General features: G+C 44.2%; 13 protein-coding genes. 5 read left to right on the forward strand and 8 right to left on the reverse strand.

Features of this window, described 5'->3' with window-relative positions; genetic code table 11:
• Positions 1 to 25 precede the first annotated feature (25 nt).
• Positions 26 to 1510 (reverse strand): GUN4 domain-containing protein, encoded by a 1485-nt coding sequence (locus ACM0OZ_RS03040; RefSeq protein ID WP_414581350.1) that lies wholly within the window; start codon positions 1508 to 1510, stop codon positions 26 to 28.
• A 947-nt stretch (positions 1511 to 2457) separates the two neighbouring features.
• Between ACM0OZ_RS03040 and ACM0OZ_RS03045 the strand changes: the two genes are divergently transcribed.
• The gene (locus tag ACM0OZ_RS03045) at positions 2458 to 3330 is read left to right on the forward strand and encodes an MBL fold metallo-hydrolase (protein ID WP_414581351.1); all 873 of its coding nucleotides are present in this window, start codon (positions 2458 to 2460) and stop codon (positions 3328 to 3330) included.
• Between the two features lie 118 nt (positions 3331 to 3448).
• Here the strand turns inward: ACM0OZ_RS03045 and ACM0OZ_RS03050 are convergent, their stop codons facing one another.
• The gene (locus tag ACM0OZ_RS03050) at positions 3449 to 3748 is read right to left on the reverse strand and encodes a hypothetical protein (protein WP_414581352.1); all 300 of its coding nucleotides are present in this window, start codon (positions 3746 to 3748) and stop codon (positions 3449 to 3451) included.
• 145 nt (positions 3749 to 3893) lie between these two features.
• Between ACM0OZ_RS03050 and ACM0OZ_RS03055 the strand changes: the two genes are divergently transcribed.
• The gene (locus ACM0OZ_RS03055) at positions 3894 to 4532 is read left to right on the forward strand and encodes a histidine phosphatase family protein (protein ID WP_414581353.1); all 639 of its coding nucleotides are present in this window, start codon (positions 3894 to 3896) and stop codon (positions 4530 to 4532) included.
• A gap of 522 nt (positions 4533 to 5054) precedes the next feature.
• Here ACM0OZ_RS03055 and ACM0OZ_RS03060 read toward each other — a convergent pair.
• The 4 genes from ACM0OZ_RS03060 to ACM0OZ_RS03075 all read right to left on the reverse strand — a co-directional run bounded on the left by ACM0OZ_RS03060 (position 5055) and on the right by ACM0OZ_RS03075 (position 11531).
• Positions 5055 to 6746: an NAD-binding protein gene (locus ACM0OZ_RS03060; RefSeq protein WP_414581354.1), complete on the reverse strand. Its 1692-nt coding sequence runs from the start codon at positions 6744 to 6746 to the stop codon at positions 5055 to 5057.
• Between the two features lie 232 nt (positions 6747 to 6978).
• Positions 6979 to 7542: a hypothetical protein gene (locus ACM0OZ_RS03065; RefSeq protein WP_414581355.1), complete on the reverse strand. Its 564-nt coding sequence runs from the start codon at positions 7540 to 7542 to the stop codon at positions 6979 to 6981.
• Positions 7543 to 7736: 194 nt separating this feature from the next.
• Positions 7737 to 8918 (reverse strand): low temperature requirement protein A, encoded by a 1182-nt coding sequence (locus ACM0OZ_RS03070; protein WP_414581356.1) that lies wholly within the window; start codon positions 8916 to 8918, stop codon positions 7737 to 7739.
• A 54-nt stretch (positions 8919 to 8972) separates the two neighbouring features.
• The gene (locus ACM0OZ_RS03075) at positions 8973 to 11531 is read right to left on the reverse strand and encodes a sigma 54-interacting transcriptional regulator (RefSeq protein WP_414581357.1); all 2559 of its coding nucleotides are present in this window, start codon (positions 11529 to 11531) and stop codon (positions 8973 to 8975) included.
• 186 nt (positions 11532 to 11717) lie between these two features.
• On the opposite strand from ACM0OZ_RS03075, the gene ACM0OZ_RS03080 reads away from it, so the two are divergent.
• From ACM0OZ_RS03080 to ACM0OZ_RS03090, 3 genes are all read left to right on the forward strand, one after another.
• Positions 11718 to 12521: a phytanoyl-CoA dioxygenase family protein gene (locus tag ACM0OZ_RS03080; protein ID WP_414581358.1), complete on the forward strand. Its 804-nt coding sequence runs from the start codon at positions 11718 to 11720 to the stop codon at positions 12519 to 12521.
• 263 nt (positions 12522 to 12784) lie between these two features.
• Complete coding sequence (locus tag ACM0OZ_RS03085; protein WP_414581359.1) at positions 12785 to 13081, forward strand: hypothetical protein; 297 nt, start codon at positions 12785 to 12787, stop codon at positions 13079 to 13081.
• 193 nt (positions 13082 to 13274) lie between these two features.
• On the forward strand, positions 13275 to 15317 hold the full coding sequence (locus ACM0OZ_RS03090; RefSeq protein WP_414581360.1) for a pentapeptide repeat-containing protein: 2043 nt from the start codon (positions 13275 to 13277) through the stop codon (positions 15315 to 15317).
• 254 nt (positions 15318 to 15571) lie between these two features.
• Here the strand turns inward: ACM0OZ_RS03090 and ACM0OZ_RS03095 are convergent, their stop codons facing one another.
• Positions 15572 to 15925 (reverse strand): hypothetical protein, encoded by a 354-nt coding sequence (locus tag ACM0OZ_RS03095; RefSeq protein WP_414581361.1) that lies wholly within the window; start codon positions 15923 to 15925, stop codon positions 15572 to 15574.
• Between the two features lie 105 nt (positions 15926 to 16030).
• Positions 16031 to 17617 (reverse strand): MFS transporter, encoded by a 1587-nt coding sequence (locus ACM0OZ_RS03100; protein WP_414581362.1) that lies wholly within the window; start codon positions 17615 to 17617, stop codon positions 16031 to 16033.
• Positions 17618 to 18007 lie beyond the last annotated feature (390 nt).

Raw genomic sequence — 18007 nt, forward strand, 5'->3', positions numbered from 1 at the left:
AGCTATTTTTTGTAACTACTAGATTTTACATTCCACAAGCCTTAATGCGAGAGAAGAGAAAATATGTCCAAGGCATACCAACAATCGTAGTCATTTCAACACATGGAAGGTGACCAGTTGGAGCATTAATAGAGAAGGTAAGGTCATTAAACCAAATATGCTTCAACATCTTGTTACGCATCCATCCCACCTGATATCCAAAGCGACACCAAATTCTATAATCTGCATTTTTGCTTCCCCCAACGCTTTGCCAAATTTGCTGCTGTACACTAAAGCCAAAGCGCCGATTGCTATATCTAACCCAGAGCTGGTCAATAGTGTAAAGGTCTTGACAAGAAAATTTTTCGATATCTTCTAGGTACAGCGAACCTTGTTTTTCTCGACCAGATACTTTAAGCATGACATTTAAAGTTTCTTCATTCGCGTTTCGCCATCTTCCAGCCGCCAGTAAATACTCCAGCTGACTGTAATCTACTGTTACTGTAGTCAGATTATGAAGTGGGGAACTAGTTACTGTAAGAGGTAGCTGTGAAGAACCCTGTTTATTATGCTGATCTGGTATTTGTGGTGATTTGGGATTTGCTAGAGTTTGCTGACTATTTAGAACTGCTAGCACCTCATCAGCAGATTGATAACGTTCTTTTACATAATCCTGAATCAACTTATCTAAAACTTGCCCGAGCTGATAGCTGACTGTGCCTTTTTGCAAGTGTTCGCGCCATACCCAGCGACTATTCAGTGCATCATACAGCTCATCAGAACCATCTTCTTTTGGCAAACACTGCGTTATGAGTCGAATACAGGTCACACCCAAACTGTAAAGGTCGCTAGCTGGGTACGCTTGACCGCGCATTTGTTCGAGTGGTACATATCCAGGCGTTCCCACCATAGTACCAGCTTTACCTAAAACCGTTCCCGTTGCTTGTTTAGAAACACCAAAATCAATTAGTATCAGATCCCTTCTTAGCAAGGGGGGTTGGGGGGATCTACGGCGCATAATATTTTCTGGCTTGATATCGCGGTGAATTACGCCACGTTCATGGATAAATTTCAAGACTGGTAATAAATCAGCCAAAAGCTGATGAATCTTTTCTTCGCTAAAGGCTTCCTGCTGCTGCAATTCTTCTAGTAAAGTCTGTCCCTCGATAAACTCTTGTACAAGATATAAGCGCTTATCCTGTTCAAAATAAGCAACCAATCTAGGAATTTGCGGATGTTCTCCCAATTCATACAGTCGCTTCGCCTCTTGCTTAAATAGTTCGGTTGCTTTCTCAACTGCTGCTGTTCCTTGAACCTGGGGAACAAATTGTTTAATCACACAGGGTTCATCCATCCTATCTGCATCTCTGGCTTCATAAGTCTTACTAAATCCACCCTCACCCAACAGTCGAATCACCCGGAAGCGGTTGCGAAATAGAGGTGTAAGTGTTTGCAAGCCGCAGTTGGTGCAAAAATTATTACCATCTGGATTAAAGGAATTTGAGCAGCTAGGATTAGAGCAATAAAGCATATTTAGTGAAGATCGTATTAGCAGACTGTATCTGTGTTAAGTTTTCCCATATATCTGTATTGCTTATCATCTCTACTGAAGGCTCGCTACAACTAGGAATTAAAAGCATAAAAAGTAAAATCGCCTCCAAGTGCATAAGTCGATTTCGCTTGCACCTATTAATCATTAGACTGCTGATTGCCGCAATCCAAACGACCTCCTCGCCTTCTCGCCCCCTTAACATGAAGCCAAGGGGATTTTTATTTTTACCCTCTTCCATAATTGGTACAAACTAAACTAAACTGTTTAGTTTAGGCATTAAAACACCTGCTCGCCAATTCACAGTAGTTCCAAGAACAAGAGGTGCTTCCAATATATGGCACTCAACTTATAAAAAAATAAATAGTTTATTTCTGGAAACGCAAGCAGACACGTTGAGGATATATATAGAACACCAATTACAAAATCGAGGAGTAGACAATGAAAAAAGTTTTAAATTTGATTTATCGCTTAATTGGTCTGGAAACTGAAGATTCACGGCTGACCGATTCGTATAAGTAGTATTAGACAAGCAAGCGCCTCAATAACCTCAATTATGGGAATTATGCGAACTGGAACAGCAGGGTAAGCGCCATTGTGTCAATGATTGCTTTTTCTGACCTTTTCATTTAAAAACTTCAAACTTTTTCTGACCTTTTAAACCTATGTAAGTTTTACGAATGCTTTAAATTTAATTTAGGCGATCGCTAGTCTTGATCTCAAAATATACCATTAGCACTCAGAGAATCTCTGAGTGCTTTTAATTGAAACTTATTTAGAAAACTATAAGCAAACTCTGTTTGTGTGAAGTTATCCCATTTCCTTCTATCAAATATCACTCCCCCAACAGTCCATCAGCGCTTTTGCTAAGGTGGGGATACAGGGTTCGTCGCCCTTAAGTGCAAGTGCTTGGGCGAAAGAGGTTTCATATGGCTCATTTAAATCTGCGTCGCCCCGAAAATGTCAGTGGCGATTTTTATGTCGATACTTCCTGCATTGATTGTGATACTTGTCGGTGGATGGCTCCAGAAGTGTTTATTGAAGCTGGTGAACAGTCGGTGGTGCATCACCAACCAGCTAACGAGGCCCAAAGATTAGCAGCGCTTCAAGCTCTTTTAGCTTGTCCTACTAGTTCGATTGGTACAGTTGAAAAGCCCCAAGATGTCAAAGCCGCTCAACTGAGTTTTCCTATTCCTGTAGAGGATAATGTTTACCATTGCGGTTATCACTCGGAAAATTCCTACGGCGCTGCGAGCTACTTTATTGAGCTACCTGAAGGTAATATTTTGGTAGATTCTCCCCGGTTTACCCCTCCCTTAATCAAGCGTTTGGAAAAGATGGGGGGAATTCGCTATATGTACTTGACTCACAGGGACGATGTGGCGGATCATCAAAAGTTCGCGGAGCATTTTCAGTGTCAGCGCATCCTCCATAAAGATGACATCACTGCTGATACTCGCAATGTGGAAATTCAGCCTACAGGGACAGAACCAATTGAGTTGGCTCCCGACATCTTGATTATCCCGGTTCCTGGACACAGCAAAGGACACACTGTTCTGCTATACAAAAACAAGTTTCTGTTCACTGGCGACCATCTGGCTTGGTCTAATGAACTCCACCAGCTCTATGCTTTCCCCGATTACAGCTGGTACTCTTGGTCAGAACAGATTAAATCAATGCGTGAGCTAGCTAATTACACCTTTGAGTGGGTTCTACCAGGTCATGGGCGCAGGTATCATACTGATACTGAGACTATGAGAGACCAGATGCACAAGTGTGTTGCATGGATGGAAGGAGTTTAATATTGGGTGTAGCTAAGGATGAAGAATGATATGCAAATCATAAATCTATACTTCATTCTTCATCCTTTAAAACTTTTTAGAAAGAGGCGCGAAAGTTGAGCAGATTTTGTCATACAATTTAGACAAAAGTTTTTTCCTTGTATTTTGATTTGTGTTTCTGTTTTCCTAAGCATACAGAACTCACACAACCTATACCCAGAGCCAAAAGTCCTATGGTTAAGGAGGGTTCAGGGATAGAGTTAATTCGGCGATACTCGATTGGGGTGTTGACAATCAAATTACCTCTGACATCGTAGATCTGGTCTAACGCGTCAATGCCGCTACCCCAGACAGTTACGTTGGAAACCACCTTGCCACCAGAACTCGTCGGGCAGCCATTTGGAGCGTTATTCGCTTTGTAGCGACTGGGTTCCCACATAAGTTGGAGATCTTCGATTTCAAAAGTTTGTGGTTGATTGACTTTTTTGGTTGATTACTTTGTCCTGGTGTCACATACCAGGGTTGCGAGATTGATGGTATTTTATTTTTGCACAAACTCCTTTATCCCAATCGCGATACAAGCTATGACACTCAATTTATATTTACTGCGACATGGAGAAACTACTTTTAGTCAAAGTGGTAATTTCTGCGGTGAAACTGATGCGGAGTTGACTTCTGAAGGGATGCAGATGGCATCCGGTTTTGCCGATGTTTATCAAAAATTGAAGTGGGAAGCGGTTTATGTTAGCCCGATGAAGCGCACAATTGCAACTGCCAAGCCGTTTTGTGATGCTATCGGTATGGATATGCAGTTGCGTGACGGGCTTAGAGAAGGTAGTTACGGCGAATGGGAAACGTATAGTAAATCGTTTGCCCAAAAGAATTACGCAGAAAACTATGTAAAATGGTTGACAGAACCCGCTTGGAATGCACCACTAGGTGGAGAAACTGCGGTAGATATTGCTAACCGTTCTATGCCTGTAATTGCTGAAATTCAAGAAAAACATCCCCAAGGTAATGTTTTAGTAGTTTCCCATAAAGCCACGATTCGGATTATGCTTTGCAGTTTACTGGGAATTGATTTGGGACGCTATCGCTATCGGGTGAATATTTTGGTCGCGTCGGTAAGTATGGTTAAATTTGACGTTAATGGTCCTTTGCTAGAAATATTAGGCGATCGCCATCATATACCCGATCGTATTCGCTCTCGTCCGGGAACATAATAGTCCCTTAAACAAAAACCGAAGACCAACACAAAAGGATTTGATTCACCGGACTTAGGCAAGAAATCTAACTGTACGTTCGCTCCTAATTGAAGGATGAGAAGAATTAATGCCTTACTGTCCAAGGAAAAAACCATTATCTGGATCTGTGCTGTGTTGATTCCATGTAATACTTGGAGAAAGCTTTGAAGTTATATCAATTCCGGTAGCATCTGAATAATTAAAAAACCGCAGAGACGCTGAGAACGCACGCCTAGAGCAAGGAGGAATAATTCCGATACAAACGGATTTGATATTAACGGTGTATTGCATGTCCAAGGGCGTTTTTCCATGTAATACATGGAAAAACATCAGAAACATGAGCTGAGTGTAATATTGTTCAATTCTACCACTGTGGCTAAAGCCATACAATCGTTTTACGGGACTTAAAAGTCGCCTCCGACTTATCCCCACGTCTGAAGCCGGGGGCTTGCGTCTCGTTTTTTGGTCAGAGGTTGTTAAGTTCAAGACTACATATTCCTACTAACTCGCCATCAGCTGCGGCGGCGCACTACGCCACAACTGATATAACCGTGTTGCAGGCATAGTCAAATACAACACATCTCCAGCACTCAGGCTTGTTTCGAGTAAATCCCAGCCGTGGATGGTTTGGCTGTTGGTTTCTAAGTACAAAGGCACAAAGTCAGCGGACATGGCAACATCTTTCACTGGCTGACCGCAAAAGGGATGTGAGGCTGTAATCAAAGTTGCAAAAGCTACCCAAAGACTATCTGCTGTGATGCCGTTACCGAGTATTTCTCCACCCAGTGCAGCAGCGGCAAAAGCTGGGGCTGCGAGTTCGGCAGGACTCAGAACCGCCTCGAAGTCAAACACCTGTTGCGCCATACGAGCAAAATCCGGTTCTGCGTAATGGACTATCACCGGCACTTTGGGTGTCATGCATTTTGCCTTGAGGGCAATCTCTAAGTTAGTCGCGTCGTTCCCTGTGACCGCAAGCACTGCTGCGGCAGATTCTAAATTGGCTACTTTAAGTGTTGCTGAGAAGCTGGCATCAGCATAAACGACGGGAATACCGACTCCACGGGCTGTGTTGACATATTTGTTATTGGAGTCACGCTCAATCACTACCACTTCATGCCCGCTAGCATACAGCTGTTGGACAATTTTTATACCAATGCCGCTCAAGCCACAAACGATGTAGTGATGGCGGTGGGGAACTCGTGCTGCATCCCAAAATTGCTTGAAGCGACTGCCCAAAACAAAATCATTGAGCAATGCGTACAATAGACCAATCACCGCAGCCCCAACTAGCATCATGAGAACGGTAAATAATTTAATGCTGGCAGGAGCGTTTTCTACGACTTTATCATTACCACCTGCTCCCGTAATCATGCCTACTGCAAAATATAAGGCATCAACAATAGAAATATTCGTATTGGTGGAACTGTAGGTGAGTGTGGCAATCACAACAATGACAAACAGCACAATAGACATTGCCACCACTGATTCCGCGTGTTTCTTAAACTGCCGCAAATTAGTCAGGACTTTCAACAGTTTTGCAATTAGGGATTTGCGGATGGAACGGACACGGGGTTGAGTACCAACGATGAGGCGATCGCCCACTTTGAGTTCTTGTCCAGACAACACCGCAGCTACCAAATCGATCTCACCCTTGAATGGCATATAGTAAATGAGCATCCGCGAACGGTCATTCCACAAATCAACCAGCTTGCGACCTAGCCACGGATGATTTTCATCTATATATTCTTCGTGGATCGGCCAAGTTTGTTTGAAAAGCTTGATTTGTCCAATTGCTTGGTTTCCTAAAGCCGCAAACGTGAAGACAGGTGCTGCCAAACCGGCAACACTCATACTCAAGTGGTTGGGCACAGTTTGATCGAGGCGATCGCCCAAATTTGTATTAAAAAAGCGGTTGATAATCCGAATTCGCGGATTCAACACCCGCGCTTGCATCATGATTGACAAATTCAGTTCATCGTCAGGTCCAGCAATCACCAAAGTTTGCGCCTGCTGAATTCCTGCTGCTGTTAGGGTACTAGCTGCGTGCAGTACGCCGACAATCACATCTCCTGCTGATTCGCCTGGGATGGGTTTATGATGAATGCCGACGACTAACGCCCCCTGTTGTCGCAACAAACGAAAGATTTTATATCCGGTGCGACTTAAGCCACAGACAATGATTCGAGGTTTCATGTAATCGCAGCATGACTTACAAAGGAAAAGCTGCATTATTAGACATTTCCTCCTATTCTTGCCCATTTATTTGTGGCAAAACTGTAGCTGACAACACGATAATTTGAAGAAGAACAAGAGAACGCAGAACTCAGAATACAGAATGTAATTAGTGGGGGCGAGGGTACTACACGCCGAAAATAGTCCAGCCTTCTAAGCTACTCCTAGCACTCGGTATCAGAGGAACGAAATTTTATAGGTTGGCTTTCGCTTGTACTCCATCTGTTAATCTTTTGACCATTTGTGCATAAAGCAAAACTTGTTTTGGAGACCAAAAAAGCAATCTACCTAAATTTAATGCTGCCGTGGTGAAGCTTAATGCTTCAAAATCCTTCTCATATTCTGCAACGGTTTCAAAATCTCTCAAAAAATTATTTACTGTTTTGTTTGCTGTGGAAACATAAGTTTTCCAACCTTCATTTATAGCTTCTGCAACCACTGAAGAGCAGTTCCTTTTTATCAAATGGTAGGAAAGTTGCTGAGTTTGAAATTCTCTCCAAAATCTTTTGATAGGCTCTTGAGGAAGGTTGAATAACTCAACTATACAGTCTGCCTCTCTTTTAGAGCCATTTTTACCTAAAACCAAACAATCTTGTTCGTAACTATCACTTTTTATCTGATTTAAGTGCTGAAATAACAAGTAATTAATGTTATGATTTTTATAATTAATTACATTTTTACGAATATCACTTGATGAGCGATTTAAAACTTCTTTGTTAGGCCAAAAGCTTATATAAGTATCTTCGCCTACTTGCATTGAAGCGTGTCCTAAAAACTCCTTAGGAAGCCAAATGTAGACAGTGATCATATCTCTCATGGAGTCACTCATACTTAATTGCTATTCCAACGCCGCTCATCATTGGGTATTACTACCCATTTTAAGCAAAAAAGTCGCAGCCATGCCGAAATCGGGGGTTGGTGCAGCGACTCATTTTCATCAAATACTTGAAACTAAATTTCTGGGTTAACTAAGCGGGTTGTAGGACGGCTTTGAGACAAATCTTGTACAACTTGTACAGCTGAGACTACGGCGACAAGCCCAATGACCGCAACAGGTAATAAACCTTTACCAAAAATGGCGATCGCCAGGATAATAGGCGCAGCCCCAATGCGAAACTTGGCACGGATTTTACAGTAGCGGATCACCCCAATCCGGTGGAGAATACCTAAAGTTAGGTAGCAGAGCGCTACAGAGCCACAGAGCAGCCATCGCACTCCATCGGGTAATGCGATCGCAGGCTCGCTCAACAATACGAGTTCCACAGCGACTCCGGTAGCAGCAATGCTAATCACCAGCGGTAGATGGGTGTAGAGCCAGAAATTGAAAATGGCAATTCGTCCTTCTGTCTGCGCCCTCTGAATCGGTGTGCCACCCAGGTTGTCAAAATAGACCCACCACAAGCTAAAAGCGATACATAAACCGAAAACTGCGCCGATTACCGTTAAAACATCCCATGTTTGCTCTGAGACACCATCGACCACCGCGACAATCGCTTCACCCAAGACAATAATGGTAAATAACCCAAAACGCTCGGGCAAGTGGGAAGAGTGGGGAGGTAGTTCTAGCATCAACTTGCGTGCCGAAAGGGGTGTGGCGAAGTCAATAATCAGTCCCAATGCCCAGAATACAAACCGCCAAGGACTCGGTACAAATGCTGATATAGTCCAAAGGATAGCAGCAATTGCAAAACCTGTGGCGAAACGATTTGTTAGGGGGCGTGCTTTGGGGATGTGCTGTCCAGCACGGATGTATTCAACGACAAGCACAGCGCGACCGAGAGCATAGGAAAGGGCAAAGCCAGTGCAAGTTTCGCCCAAGCCGTGATGGACGTTGACAGCTAGTGCAGCGATCGCAAGCATCTGCAAAGCAGTCAGCAGCCGATGTGTCACGTCGTCGCTATCAAATCGGTTGGCGTAGAATGTGGTGCCAATCCAAGACCACCAAACGGGTATAAAAAGAGCGACAAAGCCCAACACTCCTGATAGGGAAACATGATCGTGAAGATAATGGGCGAGTTGAGAGACTGCAACGACAAACACCAAATCATAAAACAGTTCTAGCCAAGTGGCGCGTCGTTCTTCTTCGCTGTCTTCACCGATGCGTAATCGTGGTGGTTCTAAAAAACTTGCCATAAAATAATTCAAAATGGTGTAAACAATAGCGCTGAAGCGCTTACTACGAACAAATTAGCTAGATACAATAATTGCCCATAGACTAGCTGCTAGCCCTATAGTTGCCAAGTGTTGCCAAAAAAGCGATCGCATAGGCTGACGAGCAATTTTTTGTGTTAATACTACCGTCAACAGCACTGAAAAAATCAGGGTGACTCCTTGCAAAAAGGCAATCACCGCTGGATGAGCGAGCAATATAGGTAATTGTTCACCATTGAAACCGAAGGTTGCAAAAGTTACCGGGAGAATACGCCCTCCTTCCCCCAAACCCAAACGCAAATAATGAGCTAAGTTTCCTCCTAGTACAAGTGGTAAGTAGCCATAGGCAAGCTCTACAAATCGTCGTGGCTTAGGATTTTGTTGAGTAGATTTTAAACCTTTGTTACTTAGATATAATACTTGCATCACGCCATATGCCAAAAAAGGAATAGCGACTGGGATAATCAGAGCCAGTAAAGATAATCCTAAGTGAGGTAAAAACTGGGTTAAATCCAGATGTAGCCCTACCAAAGATTGCAACTCTGGTAAGCGATGGAGAAATACTCCCCCCAACAGTAAAAACAACAGTGCGACTTCGTAGGTATGGGGAACATGAGTTGTCCACAGTTCAACCCCAGGCGGACGTAAATTGAACTCAACAGAACGATGGGGACAAGCTTTGAGACAAGTCATGCACAGCACACAGTCTCGATTATCTTCCAACTGTGCTGGGTGAGAGTACAACGGACACCCATTAGTTTCCATCCCCTCGCCCTTTTGCGGTCCACCTTTGTAGCATTGATACGTGGTACAAGTGGCAGAACAAATACCTTGTTGCGCCCGGAGTTCGGTCATGGAGAGTTTGGCAAATAACCCATTCATTCCACCAATGGGACAGAGATAACGGCACCAAAACCGCCGCTCAAAAATGGCAGAAAATATCATCGCCCCAGCAGTAATTAAAAGCAGCAAACAACCAGAAAGGTAGGCGGTATTTTCTAAATTCCAAAGTTCTTCCCATAAGAAAATGAGGGTAAACAGCCCAAAGAGAAACCATCCGCCCCATTTTTCAGCTTCATGTCTGGGCCAGCGTTTCAGCTGTCGAGGAAAGAACTTTTGAGATAGCTTTTGCGTGACTTCCCCATAAATCATGAAAGGACATATAGAACACCAAACCCGACCTAAAAAGGGAAATGCCAGCAGGGAGAAAGGCCACCACCAAGCCCAAAATAGATTTAAAGCGAAATTGCGATCGCGCGTTTGTGGACCAACAAATAGCACTCCGACAATGAAGGCAAACGCTGCTAAAGTAAAACCGTAGTTGATGCGATCAGGCCACCAAGGACTACGTAAAAACTTCCGCAAACCAGGATAAGCATTCAACAGATTCACCCGAAATTGCTTTTTCTTAGTATCAGCTGACCAGAAAATTTCTTCTGTGAGTTCTTTTGCCTCCCCTGCTTGGACTATCGCCCGTTCCACTAGATTTTGCAACTCTTTTAAGTTGCCGGGGAAATCGTAGGACTGCAAGCGGCGCAATGCTTCTGGGCTGACTTTCGGTCGGGCAATACCTCTGGAGCGTGTGTAAAGACTGATGTAATATTCAACCTGTGCGTTGATATCAGCTTTTCGCACTCGCAGTGGTGGCACTTTGATAACACGACCAACACAGCGTTCAATTGTGGGTTGTGTTTTTTCTGCAACTATCAAAATGCGAGCATTGCTGACGCGGGGTTCGGGGGTTGGTTCTCCCGAACGGCTAACGGGAGTATATTTGCCCGTTTTGAACAAGGTTGCTAACGCCGGCAATAACTCCGGGGGTGTTTCTTGGATGTTGTTCAGAACTAAACTACCTTCCCCAAGCCATTCCAGCAGTCCTGGTTTGCCTCCAGCACGTCCAAACAAATCAGCACCACTTGTTTGGAGAATACCACAGTTAATTTTTATAATCGGTTCTCGCCGCTGTTTGGAACCAAAGTGGATTAAGGCTGCTATGATGTCTTTTCCTAAACCTGGTTCGCCGAAAATCAACACTGACTTACGGTCATCTGCTGCTTCTCGAATTTCTTGTCTCAAACGCACAGCATAGCGACTTGTCCCCACAATTCCACGTTGCGCCTTGGTTACTAAATAAGGTCGCAACGCTGTGGAACGTTCCTGTTCGTAGGTGAGAGCAGATGTGAGTTGAGCTAATTCTTGCGCCATCTGGCGGGAAAAAGCCTGAGCAATTTCAGGATACTGGCTGACGAGTTCCCGAAATTTAGCGGCAGGCACAACCCACAAGTGGCATTCTGTGACTGTTGTAATTGTACGCTGAGCCAATTCATCTAAAAGAAGTTCTTGCAGGTGAATAACTGCTCCGGGAAGCAACCCAACAGCTAAGGCTGGGTTGGTTTGATTGCTGCTATCGCTTTCCAACTGACCTTGTTGGAGAATATACAACGCTTCTGGAGGAGTCCCTTCAGTAGCTAGAGCTTGGTTGGCACTCAAAACCTGTTCTTCAATAACTTGAGCTACCGCGTTCAAGGGTTCAGGTGAGAGAATTCCTAAAGCCGTGCGTTCTTGTAGCCAGATCACTATTTCTTGTGGTGTCATGCTAGGTTCTCCCTCTCAGCACTGCTTTATAAAAGGAATTATCCCCGAAAGTAAAATTAAAATACCTGCGCTCAGCTTTAGTGTATTAATTTGTAGAGAGCCAGTCAGGATACTTGCCGAAACTGTGTAACAAGTTTTAACACCTGATTGATTATTATCGGGGATCGTTAATTTTAAAATTAGTATATGACTATAAAACAGTATACCCAACAACAAATTGAATCATTCGCCCAAGCAGTACTAAACGATGGTTACTGCGTGTTGCCCAATCACTTCTCCCCGGCAATACTCGAAGCTTGGCGCGAAGCTTTCGCACCGTTACTTAAGGAGCACATTGAGCGCGAAGGCAAGCTTCAGAATCGAGGTTCAGCCCGCTATTATGTCACGCTTCCGTTTACAACTCCCTTTGCCGATGCAAATATTTACGAAGATGAGGATATTTTGGCAATTGTTGAGCTACTGGTAGGCAAAGACATGGTGATGTGCCAGTTGGCAACTGATACGCCATTGCTTGGTTCTGATTATCAAGACGTGCATCGAGATACTTTGCCACTGTTCCCCGAAACTGGTCAGGAAACGCCACCATATCAACTAGCAGTCAACTTTCCGCTTGTCGATATCACGCTAGAAAACGGTCCAATGGATATTACACGCGGTACACACATGATGTCCAAGGAGGAAGGACTGCGCCGCATGGAGTCGGGTGAGATCAAGTTAGAACCAGTGACAATGCAACTCGGTGACGTGATGATCCGCGATGTGCGGGGTTTGCATCGGGGTACGCCTAACCACACATCAACACCACGTCCGATGGTGGTGATTGGCTATAGTCGCCGCTGGCTGTATCGTCCTGAAGTGTCTATTAATATACCAAGGCAAGCCTTGGATACACTTTCCCCTCGCGCTCGTCACTTGTTGCGTTTTAATCCAATTGTCGATTCAGTTGAGGAGAAACCAGAAGTAGAAGTTTATCAGTCCTTCGCTTATTAAAACTGATATACAGAACCGTTCTTCTCTCTTCGTTGCGATACACAAAGGAACCTCACCCCCCAACCCCCTCTCCGCAAGCAGAGAGGGGGAGATGTTTTCCCCTCCTCGCTTGCGGAGAGCAGCGCCGTGCGGGGGTTCCCGCCGTTGAGGCGACTGCGGAGGAGGGGTAAGGGGTGGGGTACTCTTAATTATGGGCAATTAGTGGTATGTCTTGCCCACTCTACAACTGAGTCACGAAACTTATAAATTAATCTGGGGACTGGTTGACAAATGAAGCTTGCCCTGATCAGTTGGAAGGAGTGCGATCGCCATTGCATCTTGTAACTTTGCACTCACCTCGACACATTCCAAGTTCTGAGGGTGAAGTTCCGAGTTCTGAGGTCGAAGTTCCGAGTTCTGAGGTCGAAGTTCCGAGTTCTGAGGTCGAAGTTTCGAGTTCTGAGGGTGAAGTTCCGAGTTCTGAGGGTGAAGTTCCGAGTTCTGAGGGTGAAGTTCCGAGTTCTGAGGGTGAAGTTCCGAGTTCCGGGGGTGAAGTTCCGAGTTTTCAGTTTAAATATTGAAGTGTCGAGAACACCACAAGGTAGGGGCACAGCATGCTGTGCCCCTACAAACGATCTGTATTGCTGAAGGCGGGCGAGAATGCTCATTCAGAATGGTGCAACATCTCACTTTGATGGAATTTCTACAAAATCGGGAATATCCTACAGTAAACTTGTATAAAATCTTTGTAAAAACCTCTTTCTGACCCCAGTTATGCCGCCAGACTACTCCGGTCAAAATCTCCGAGGTCGCTCTTTTAAAGCTCAAAACCTGACTGGGGCAAACTTTAGCAAGGCAGACATTAGAGGGGCAGATTTTACCAACGCTATCCTCAAAGATGCTGACTTTAGAGATGCTAAGGCTGGATTACAGAAGTCTTGGGTAATTAAGTTGCTTATAGTCTCGTGGCTATTGACGATAATATCAGGGTTTTTGTCAATCTTCATTGGTGCATTAGTATCATATCTTTTTCACAGCAAGAACCTCGATAACTTCATCATTGCCATAGTCTGCCTAGTTGCAGTGACAGTCTTTTTTATTGTCATTATTTGCAAACGTATAACACCAGGTTTAGGAGTCGTTGCCTCCGTCGTCTTCGCCGCCGCGATTGTCGCCGTCGCCTTCGCCGGAGGCTTCAGCTTTGCCTCCGTCGTCGCCATTATCTCCGTCGGAGCCGCCTTACTTATCTTTGCCTTCGTCGGACCTTTCGCCGGAGTCGTCGCCTTCGCCTTCGCCGTTGCCGTCAACGTCGCCATTATCTCCGCCTTCGAGGGAGCTTTCGCCGGAGTCGTCGCCTTCGCGGTCGCCATCGCCATCGTACTACTTAGTGATTATATATCTCGGTGCAGTTTGACAGGAGAGCAAAAATACGCCTTGGATCGCTCATTTGCTTTTGCCTTTGCTGCTACAGGTGGAACCAGCTTTCGCACTGCCGATTTAACCGATGCTGATTTTACTGGCGCAACCTTGAAAAACACAGATTTCACAAAGGCAAACCTGACACGCACGCGCTTTTATGAAGCAAAAAAACTTGACTTTGCTAGAGTAGACGACTCGATATTAACTAAATTAGCTGTTCTAAAATTACTCGTCACTGGCAATGGTAGAGGAAAATCTTATGCTGGTGCAAACCTTAAAGGCGCTAACCTTAAAGGCGCAGACCTGAAAGAAGCTAATCTCAAAGACGCTGATATTAGTGAAGCCACCTTCCAAGGAGCTTGTTTAGAGTGGGCAAACCTAACTCTCACTCAAGCAGTTGGCACTAATTTTACCAGCGCCCACATGACTGGTGCTTGTGTGGAAGCGTGGAATATTGAAAGTACAACTCTGTTAGATAATGTCGATTGTCGCTTTATCTATCTTCTGGAAAACCCCAAGCCAGGAACCGATGACAGAGAACGCCGTCCCAGCAGTGGCGAATTTCAACCAGGAGAATTTACCAAGCTGTTTGAAGAGGTTTTAAATACTGTTGATTTAATTTTCCGCAATGGCATTGACTGGAAAGCTTTTGTTGCCGCTTTCCAAACAGTACAAAACCAAAATGAAGATACAGAATTAGCTCTACAAAGTATTGAAAACAAAGGCGATGGGGTTGTCGTCGTTAAAGTTGGTGTGTCTGATGGTGCTGATAAAGAAAAGATTCACAGTGACTTTACACAACACTATCAACTCGCACTGCAAGCCGTAGAAGAAAAATATAAAGCACAATTACAAGCTAAAGATGAGCAGATAGTCATCTATCGCCAACAAAGCGGAGAGATGAAAGAGATTATTAGCTTATTAGCAAATAAACCTATAAATGTTCAAGTTGACAATAAATTAGAGAATAAAAATATGACTAACAGCAATGATTCCAGCCGCAAAATCGAAATTGGCAGTGTCGGCGGAGATTTTAATGCCAGCGGACAAGCTTTGAATTTAGGTGAAATTAGCGGTACGGTGACAAATACTATTAACGAGTTACCCAAATCTTCCGAACCAGAAAAACCGGGAATTAAGGAATTATTGACGCAATTGCAAGAGGCAATTGAGGCTGAGAAGGATTTACCCGAAGAAGATAAAGCTGAGGCTTTAGAACAAGTAAAAACCTTAGCAGAAGCCGGGAAAAATCCCCAAGAAGAGGCGAAGCAAAAAGAAGCTAAAACGGCTATGAAGATTTTAAAAGGGACAATAGCTGGCTTACCCACTGCGGCAACATTGGTTGAGGCGTGTAGTAAACTGTTGCCGCTGATTTCAAAGTTTCTGGGTTTAGGCTAAGTATAGGACGAGATGGTTTAGAAGTCGTTTATAAAGTAAATATCAAGTAGGATGTGTTACGGCTATGTCAGAATTTGAAAGTTTGAGAGAGTCAGAACTTGCCGTAACGCATCGGATTTCTTGGTGCCGTACTCTGGCTTTAACGCACCCTACAATTCTACAAACTTAGTAAGGTTATTTAATCGGACATAATATAAGAGGTGAGATTTGATGAATAAGACGAAAAAAGTTGAAATAAAATGTCAAAAAACACCTTAAATACCGCCGGGACGTATAAAATCTCGGCGGCGTTGTATATCCTGATTTCTCCTTTGGAATTCAACTAAGTATGGTGTGCTAAACTGCTTGATCTCTTGTGTTTCTCTAAGCGCCTGCTCAACCTTTGTATTAAATTTCTGAATTTGCTGGTTAAGACGTATCCGTAATAATTTCTCAGAATCTAGTTTTTGCCCGCTTGTTACTGTTAAATCATAAGTTGGTTGCTTTTCTTGCTGTGCCAAAACAGTAGCAGGTGTAAGGGCTAAAACTGTTACTAATAATACTGTGGCTCTCATCATATTTGCCACCTCTGAAGCGATCGCTTTCGCTAATTCTTCTTTGCAAAGCAAAGCTTATTTTCCTTTTACACTTTCATTATAGAAAAAAATTATAGAAAAAAAGTTGAGGAATTTGTGAGGAAGAAAGCAATAAGCCGAGCGTAACGCAATTCATCCTTACTGTTGCTGTATCTGCCTTTTACTTCTCCCAATCATTACAAAGGCAACAACTGCACTCGCTAAAGCCAACCCAACAGCAATAAACATCACCAAGCGAAAGCTATCTACAAATGCAAGAGCGATCGCCTGCTTTAACTTTTCACTCACTTCGCCACTCACACCAGCAGGAACTTCAGCACCCGCCAGCTTAATACGTTGGTTATCCAGTAGTTTTTGAACTTCAAGCGGTATATTTAACGCTGCTAAACGTCCATTAAGGCTGCGATTGAATGTATTGAAAACAAAGATATTGAAAATGGCGATCGCCAGTAATCCAGCAGTGCGAGCAACAGCATTGTTAATTCCGGAAGCAATACCAGCTTGGCGCTGCTTAACAGCACCCATCACCGTTGTTGTCAAGGGGGCAACGCTAATTGCCATACCCAAACCTAAAACGACTATGGCAGGGAAAAATGTTGTCCAATAACTACCGCCAATTCCTGGGACAGCAAACAAAGCAAATCCAAGAGCAGCAATTATCGGACCAATTGTCAAGGGGAGTTTTGCGCCGTAGCGACTCACCAATCCCCCAGACCAACGTGAAAGGAAGAACATGATTACAATAAACGGCAAGAAGACTGCACCAGCCGCTGTAGCCGAGTAGCGTTGCACTTGAATGAGATTGAACGGAAGAAAGTAAAAGACCCCGCCCAAGGCTGAATAAAGCAGCAGTGTGAGCAAATTTGCACCGCTGAACGTGCGCGATTGAAATAAAGATAATGGCATCATCGGGGCGCGGTTGTTCGCCTCAACAAAAATAAACGCACTCAAGATAAGTGCGCCAACTGCCAAGCAACCGAGAACCAGCGGATGAAATAATCCCAGGTGAGACGATTCGATGAGTCCGTAGACAATCACCCCTAAGCCGATAGTTACTAAAGCTGCGCCCCACCAATCAAGTCTTGCAGACTCTTGATCACGGCTTTCTGGTACGCGCCAAAACAAAATACCCAGTACAATGCCAGCTAGCGGAACATTAAGAAAAAATATCCAGCGCCAAGAAACATTTTCAACTAACCAACCGCCAAGAACGGGACCAAGTGCTGAGGTGATGGCTGTGAAACCTGACCAAGTTCCAATCGCTTGTCCGCGCTGTTGTTCGCTAAATGAGGCGCTGATAATAGCTAAACTTCCGGGAACTAATAACGCACCACCAATTCCTTGTACTGCCCTAGCAATAATGAGCTGGTTCACATTTGGCGACAAACCGCACCACACTGAAGCTAAGGCGAAAAGGGCAACACCGCAAGCGAAGATGAGCCGCCGTCCGAAGCGATCGCCTAATGATCCACCAACCAAAATTAAAGCAGCAAGAAACAGTGCATAAGACTCAACAATCCACTGCACGTCGGTAGTGGTTGCATTTAGCTCTGATTGCAAGACTGGAAGTGCGACATTGACAACAGTCCCATCAATCATCGCCATGCTCGAACCGAGGATTGTTGCTGCTAGCACCCACCGTCCGACATTTCTAGAACAAGGGTCAGTGCATGGTGCCGAGCGAATCACTCCCTCATCACACGGCTGTTTGACGATGTTAGGCATCTAAAGGTGGGAAAAACGTTGTCACCGAGAATGCAAATAGGATTTTGCACTTAGGACAACCCTACCACACATGAATGTTCTTGGAATTTATTGGAATTTATCTGTTACGAATTAGCGTCCTACTACGACTGATTATATGAAGCGTGTAAAAGACGCATCTACATGATTCTGTAGGACATCCTGGATGAATAATCCTCAATCTTCTATCCCCAGGCAACGTTTCCATCGCCCGCAGTATGCAATAAGCTCTTTTTGAGGTTTTGTGATTTTTTACAGTTTTGACTGCTGGCTTTCATTAAAATAACTAACACCAGGGGCAATATGCCTAAAAATAGGTAATCTCAAACTTTTGAGCTACATATTTGCCCCTGGTTATGACACCCACGTGAT

Origin of the sequence: Scytonema sp. PCC 10023, from assembly GCF_963920835.1 — a bacterium.
GTDB lineage: Bacteria > Cyanobacteriota > Cyanobacteriia > Cyanobacteriales > Nostocaceae > Kalymmatonema.

Bases quoted from the DNA above. Each gene is read 5' to 3' on its own strand.
- ACM0OZ_RS03045 (WP_414581351.1), top strand. From the start codon at position 2,458: ATGGCTCATTTAAATCTGCGTCGCCCCGAAAATGTCAGTGGCGATTTT.
- ACM0OZ_RS03070 (WP_414581356.1), bottom strand. From the start codon at position 8,918: ATGGCAAGTTTTTTAGAACCACCACGATTACGCATCGGTGAAGACAGC.
- ACM0OZ_RS03050 (WP_414581352.1), bottom strand. From the start codon at position 3,748: ATGTGGGAACCCAGTCGCTACAAAGCGAATAACGCTCCAAATGGCTGC.
- ACM0OZ_RS03080 (WP_414581358.1), top strand. From the start codon at position 11,718: ATGACTATAAAACAGTATACCCAACAACAAATTGAATCATTCGCCCAA.
- ACM0OZ_RS03065 (WP_414581355.1), bottom strand. From the start codon at position 7,542: ATGCAAGTAGGCGAAGATACTTATATAAGCTTTTGGCCTAACAAAGAA.
- ACM0OZ_RS03040 (WP_414581350.1), bottom strand. From the start codon at position 1,510: ATGCTTTATTGCTCTAATCCTAGCTGCTCAAATTCCTTTAATCCAGAT.
- ACM0OZ_RS03100 (WP_414581362.1), bottom strand. From the start codon at position 17,617: ATGCCTAACATCGTCAAACAGCCGTGTGATGAGGGAGTGATTCGCTCG.
- ACM0OZ_RS03090 (WP_414581360.1), top strand. From the start codon at position 13,275: ATGCCGCCAGACTACTCCGGTCAAAATCTCCGAGGTCGCTCTTTTAAA.
- ACM0OZ_RS03060 (WP_414581354.1), bottom strand. From the start codon at position 6,746: ATGAAACCTCGAATCATTGTCTGTGGCTTAAGTCGCACCGGATATAAA.
- ACM0OZ_RS03075 (WP_414581357.1), bottom strand. From the start codon at position 11,531: ATGACACCACAAGAAATAGTGATCTGGCTACAAGAACGCACGGCTTTA.
- ACM0OZ_RS03055 (WP_414581353.1), top strand. From the start codon at position 3,894: ATGACACTCAATTTATATTTACTGCGACATGGAGAAACTACTTTTAGT.